This window comes from Alkalibacterium olivapovliticus (genome assembly GCF_003003275.1).
Classification (GTDB): domain Bacteria; phylum Bacillota; class Bacilli; order Lactobacillales; family Carnobacteriaceae_A; genus Alkalibacterium; species Alkalibacterium olivapovliticum.
Genome location: NZ_PVTO01000018.1, coordinates 47,828 through 53,827, shown reverse-complemented (window position 1 = coordinate 53,827; position 6,000 = coordinate 47,828). Strand labels below are relative to the sequence as shown.

Below are 6,000 nucleotides of genomic sequence, written 5' to 3'. Positions count from 1 at the left end.
GCTTACTTAAGATATTGAACCGCCGTATACGGAACCGTACGTACGGTGGTGTGAGAGGACGATAAATGAATTAATCATTTATCTCCTACTCGATTAAAATCATAATTGCAATAGAATGACTAGCATAAACCAGTCGACTTTAGTGAAATGGTTGTGCAGTGTAACAGTCGTTAAAGCAGGCTGGATTTGGTAAACTGTAGATACAGATTTTGATTAGAAAGGATATCATATGGACACACTTATAACTGGAATAGAAACAGCAGATTATTCAGGAATCAGGTTTTGGATATGGGCTATAGTTGGGTTTTGCCTTATTTTACTCATTCGTTTTGGATTAAATGAAGGATTAAAACGACTGGTCAGTAATGAACGAACCCGTTTGTTTCTGACGACCATTCTGAACTGGCTGACATTCTTTGCTGTTATTATATACTTATTTACGTATTTTTCACGGACATCTTTTATATACCAGACGCTTTTTGTATTTGGGGATACAGACATTACAATTTTTCTAGTGCTGACGATTTTATTTTCTCTCGTGTTAGCTGTTAAAATTTCCAATGCGATCCGGTCATATATCTTACCGACTGTTTATGAGAAATATGGCTTAGATAGAGGAGTACAGGCCTCTATGAATACATTCTTTCATTACACAATTATCACGATAGCTATACTGATTGCGTTCTCTTCAATTGGCTTTAATTTGACGAGCTTTACTGTGTTCGCCAGTGTTCTTGGTGTAGGGATCGGGTTTGGCCTTCAGAATGTCATGTCCAACTTTATTTCGGGTCTGATCATCTTATTTGAACGTCCGATCAAGGTGGGGGACCGCATTATTATAGACGGCACGATCGCGGATGTCGAAGAAATCAAACTAAGAGCAACTGTGGTGCGCACACGTATGCATGAGCGGATGATCATTCCTAATTCTTATTTCCTGGAAGAAAAATTCGTGAATCGCTCCTATGCCGACACGAGACTGAGAATAGCGGTCGGCGTGGGCGTTTCTTATGGCAGTGATGTGATGCTCGTCAAACGACTTCTTAAGGAAGCGGTGATTGAACTGAGAGAAGAAAGCTGGCCCAATATTCTCTCAGACCCAGAACCACGTGTGTTCTTTGAAGAGTTTGGAGAATCGTCACTGGATTTCACCGTCTGGTTCTGGATCGACACACAGTCAGAAGAAAGAGAATTCAGGATTCCAAGTGATCTGCGCTTTAAGATCTTTGAGAAATTTGATCAGCATGACATCAGCATTCCATTTCCTCAGCGTGACATTCATGTAAAATCAACGCACTAATTAAGTGTTAGAAACTGTATTCTAAATAAAAAGGCTGCATCAGCTGCTAAAAGTGTAAGGGGGACTTTTAGCAATGAAGCAGCCTTTTTTTGAGCCCTTAAAGTATGGGATCATCCAGCGTATTGTGTGTATTCAGTTCAGTGATTGTGCCTGTTTCCAAATAGACGATCCATTCACAGATATTTGTGACGTAATCACTAATCCGTTCCAGATTTCCAGCAACTAAAATGTAGTTAGTTGCGCCTAAAACGAGCTCAGGATCTTTTTTCATTTCGTCTACAGTCTCAGCATGTATTTTAAATGCCATCTCATCAATCGTATTGTCTTGAGCAGCGATATCTTTTGCTGCTGCAATATCTAGTTCTACGTAGGCAGTCAGTACTTTTTCAACTAATATTTTAACGTCATCTGCCATATCGGCTAGATTTTGCTCGATAGCATAATTTCGCTTATTGCCTTTTCCACGGATAGTTGCCTTGGCAATATTTACAGCGTGATCGCCCATTCGCTCCAAATCGGCACAGGCTTTCATAACAGTAATAATCCGTCTCAGGTCACTTGAAACAGGTTGCTGCAGCGCAATCAGTTCAATAGATTTTCTTTCCACTTTAACTTGTAGTTCATTGATGACCGGGTCGTTCAGTATAATGCTTTTAGCTAATTCTTTGTCGTGAGAAGTAAAAGCTTTAACTGATTTGTAAATCGATTCCGAGACCATTAGCCCCATCTGGGAAAATTGATAGTGTAAATTTTTTAATTCTTCTTCAAATACTTTTCTCAAATTGCTCACCTCATTTGATTATTTTCTGGCATATTTAAAAGCTGGTAGCATAATGTTTTAATGATTTTATCTAATCTTATCCAAATTTACCAGAGATATAATCATCTGTACGCTTATCATTCGGATTTGAATACATTTTCTCAGTTGCATCGAATTCTACAACCTCTCCATTTAAAAAGAAAGCTGTTTTATCTGAAATTCGGGCAGCCTGCTGCATGTTATGTGTCACGATAATAATACTGTAATCTTTTTTCAGTTCCTGGATCAGATCTTCAACTTTAGCTGTAGATAGAGGATCCAGAGCTGATGTAGGTTCATCCATCAAAATAACATCAGGTTCAACCGCAAGGGCTCTGGCTATGCAAAGACGCTGCTGCTGTCCTCCAGAAAGTCCGAAGGCATTCTCGTTTAAGCGGTCTTTAACTTCATCCCACAGTGCCGCCCCTTTCAAACTTTTTTCAACTACTTCATTTAGAATCGTTTTGTTTTTAATCCCATGTATCCGCGGGCCATAGGCAATGTTATCATAGATAGATTTCGGAAAAGGATTTGGTTTTTGAAAAACCATGCCGACTTCCGTTCTTAGCGTTTCAACGCTTGATTTAGAATCGAAAATATTAGATTCTTTGTAGTTTATGTCTCCTTTCATTTTAACCGATGGCACTAATTCAACCATGCGGTTCAACGTTTTAATAAATGTAGATTTACCGCATCCTGAAGGGCCGATGATGGCTGTCACTTGTTTATGCGGGATATCTAGTGAAATATCTTTTAAGGCGTGAGTATCTCCATACCACAAATTAAAATCTTTCACGGAATAGATTAATTTTTCTGATTCTTGATTTTTCATAATGACCTCCATGGTTAATAGCGTTTAGTATATTTGTTTCGGATGACGATGGCGAGAGAGTTCATAAGAATCAGTATGACTAATAATACGATACTTCCCGCTGCTGCTACGGCTTGGAAAGCAGCTTGGGGTCTTCCGGCCCAGTTGAATATTTGAATAGGTAACACCGTAAAACTTGAATAAATAGAATCCGGTAGATAAGCAATAAAGGCCATGGCCCCAATCATCAGTAGAGATGCTGTCTCACCTACTGCACGGGATAGGGATAATATAGCGCCTGTTAAAATTCCAGGTGTGGCTGCCGGTAGGACAACAGTTCTAATGATTTGCCATTTTGTAGCGCCCATCGCATAGGCTGCTTCATACTGTTCTTGTGGAATCGAGCGAATAGCTTCCTTAGCAGCTACTACAATAATAGGAAGAATCAGTAAAGACATAGTTAGTCCACCTGCTAATATACTTCTTCCCATTGCAAAAAATCGAACAAATACGGTCAGACCCAATAGTCCAAAGACAACTGAAGGGACACCCGCTAGATTGGAAATGTTCAATTCTATAAACCGAGTCAGTCTGTTTCTTGGAGCGTATTCTTCCAGATAAATAGCCGTTCCTACACCTAAAATCAGTGATACCGGGATAGTTATGCCCATTACCCAGACTGTACCGGCGATGGCCGCTTTAATACCAGCGTCTTCAGGACGTCTAGATGCGTAGTTTGTCAGAAAATTCCAGTTTAAATAGCCGATCCCCTGTGTGAAAATTCGAATAAGCAAGGTGGCTAAGACAATCATTCCAAATGCTGTAGATAAGAAGAACAGCACACGACCAATTTTGTTGTAGGCTACGCGGCGATTGGTTTTGTTCTCGTTGATAACGATCCGTTTCTCTTTCATTAGTAAACCTCCCTAAACCTGCGAGAAAAGTAGTTGGCAATTATATTCATTAAAAGAGTGAATACAAAAAGCAACATGCCTACTGCATAAATACTGTAGTAAATAGTGGACCCGAATGTGGCATCACCCATACTGACCTGTACAATATAAGCTGTCATAGTCTGTATCGATTCTGTCGGATTGAATCCCATATTTGGCGTTGATCCGGCAGCTGTAGCTACAATCATCGTTTCACCGATAGCTCTAGACAAGGCTAAAACTAAAGAAGAGATGATCCCACTCAATGAACCCGGTATAACTATTTTCAGCGCAACTTCCAGTCGTGTGGCACCCAGTGCAAATGCCCCATCACGCATAGCTTGAGGAACAGCATTCATGGCTTCTTGAGATAAAGAGGCGACTTGAGGGATAATCATGATCCCTACAACAATACCAGGACTTAAGGCATTAAAAATAGGTAAAGTAGGGATAAAACTTTGCAGTAAAGGCGTTACGAACGTTAAAGCAAAAAGACCGTAAACAACGGTCGGGACGCCTGCCAGTACCTCTAGAATCGGTTTAATAATTTTTCTGTTTCGTTCACTGGCATACTCACTCAGATAAACAGCAGAGCTAAGTCCAAGAGGAACAGCTACCATCATAGCTATTGCAGCTATAGTAAAGGTACCCGATACCAATGGCCAAATACCAAAACTGGGATCATTTCCGAAAAACGGATACCATTCTGTACCTGTTATGAAGTCTACAAAGGACACTTGAGTAAAGAAGTAAAATGTTTCAATTAATAGGGTATACACAATACCGATGGTGACTAAAATAGAAAAAGCAGCCATGAGAAAGAACACTTTAGGCATGGTTTTTTCGATTCTGCTATTAGAGGATCGTGCTTGTTTTTTTTCTTTGATCAGTTCACGTATGGTTGGTTGCAAGGTATTCACTCCTAGAAAAATGCCCCCGATTAAGTATCGGGGGACATCTTATAAATTAAATCGGTGGTTTTATCTTAATGATTCAAGCAGTTCCAGATTTTCTTCGTAGATGGCATCATCCAAAGCGACATAGCCTACTTCACTGGCCATTTCTCCAGCCATTTCAAGTGTATATTTAGTGAATTCATATACTGCATCATCTTCACTCACGGAGTCATTTCTGACGTAGATGAATAATGGTCTTGATAATGGTTCGTATGATCCGTCTTGTACAGTTTGATCATCCGGAGTAACAGCTTCACCTTCGCTGTTTTCAATAGGAACGATTTTAACAGTGTCCTGATTTTCTGCGTAATAGGCATAACCGAAGTAGGCTAATCCGTTTAATGAACCGGCTGTTCCTTGAACTAAGACGTTATCATCTTCAGATAAAGTAGCTTGTCGGTCAATTTGTTCGCCGTCCAAGATAACTTCATCGAAGTAATCGTAAGTTCCAGAGTCAGTACCAGGGCTGAATAACAGGATTTCTTCATCCGGCCAGCCTTCTCTAACATCCGCCCATGTTTCAACGTCGCTGCTATCCAACCAAATCATGGCAAGTTCTTCCAGAGTCAGGTAATCGACCCAGTCATTTTCAGAGTTCACAACAACTGATAAACCATCTAAAGCGATTTGAAACTCAGTGAATTCAATGCCAGCTTCTTCTAAAAGTTCAGCTTCTTCATCTTTCATTGGACGGGAAGCGTTAGCGATATCCGTTTCGCCAGCGATAAAGCGTTCCATTCCGCCGCCAGTACCAGAAATACCGATTGTAGCCTGAACATCAGGATAAGCTATCGAGAATTCTTCGCCTACTGCTTCTAAGATTGGGAATACAGTTGAAGAACCATCTATTTGAACAGAACCGGAAATATCACCAGTACCTTCTTCTGCAGTTCCTTCAGTTTCTGTATCTTCGCTTCCGGTATCTTCAGTGTTTCCGCCGTCTGCTGTTTCATTTCCACAAGCAGCTAACAGTAATGCCATACTTAAAATAGTTCCGTATTTCATTGATTTATTCATTCTCATCAATTATCCCTCTTTTTATAATAGTTTGGTTTCTCTTGTCTACACCCTTATAATAACCCCTTATAATTAAGGAGTTGAAAATTTAATGTAAAAAGAATGTAAATTTTAGAAGATGTATGTTAAACCGCCTATGTTTACCTTATTATTAAGGTATGGAATAGACACCCCCTATTTAGAAT

6 protein-coding genes are annotated in these 6,000 nt (G+C 39.9%); 1 reads left to right on the top strand and 5 read right to left on the bottom strand.

The window, feature by feature from the left end; translation table 11 throughout:
• Positions 1-229: 229 nt before the first annotated feature.
• Entirely contained in the window at positions 230-1,300 is a 1,071-nt protein-coding gene (locus tag CLV38_RS09275; protein WP_106194556.1) for a mechanosensitive ion channel family protein, read from the top strand.
• 97 nt (positions 1,301-1,397) lie between these two features.
• Here CLV38_RS09275 and phoU read toward each other — a convergent pair whose 3' ends face one another.
• The 5 genes from phoU to CLV38_RS09250 all read right to left on the bottom strand — a co-directional run bounded on the left by phoU (position 1,398) and on the right by CLV38_RS09250 (position 5,821).
• Entirely contained in the window at positions 1,398-2,081 is a 684-nt protein-coding gene (phoU, locus tag CLV38_RS09270; RefSeq protein ID WP_106194553.1) for a phosphate signaling complex protein PhoU, read from the bottom strand.
• A gap of 76 nt (positions 2,082-2,157) precedes the next feature.
• On the bottom strand, positions 2,158-2,931 hold the full coding sequence (gene pstB, locus CLV38_RS09265) for a phosphate ABC transporter ATP-binding protein PstB (protein WP_211295458.1): 774 nt from the start codon (positions 2,929-2,931) through the stop codon (positions 2,158-2,160).
• A 14-nt stretch (positions 2,932-2,945) separates the two neighbouring features.
• Positions 2,946-3,824, bottom strand: a complete 879-nt coding sequence (gene pstA, locus CLV38_RS09260; protein ID WP_106194547.1) for a phosphate ABC transporter permease PstA — start codon at positions 3,822-3,824, stop codon at positions 2,946-2,948.
• Positions 3,824-4,753 (bottom strand): phosphate ABC transporter permease subunit PstC, encoded by a 930-nt coding sequence (gene pstC / locus CLV38_RS09255; RefSeq protein ID WP_211295457.1) that lies wholly within the window; start codon positions 4,751-4,753, stop codon positions 3,824-3,826. The genes pstA and pstC overlap by 1 nt, the downstream gene beginning before the upstream one ends.
• 69 nt (positions 4,754-4,822) lie before the next feature.
• On the bottom strand, positions 4,823-5,821 hold the full coding sequence (locus CLV38_RS09250; RefSeq protein WP_106194544.1) for a PstS family phosphate ABC transporter substrate-binding protein: 999 nt from the start codon (positions 5,819-5,821) through the stop codon (positions 4,823-4,825).
• Between the last annotated feature and the right edge of the window lie 179 nt (positions 5,822-6,000).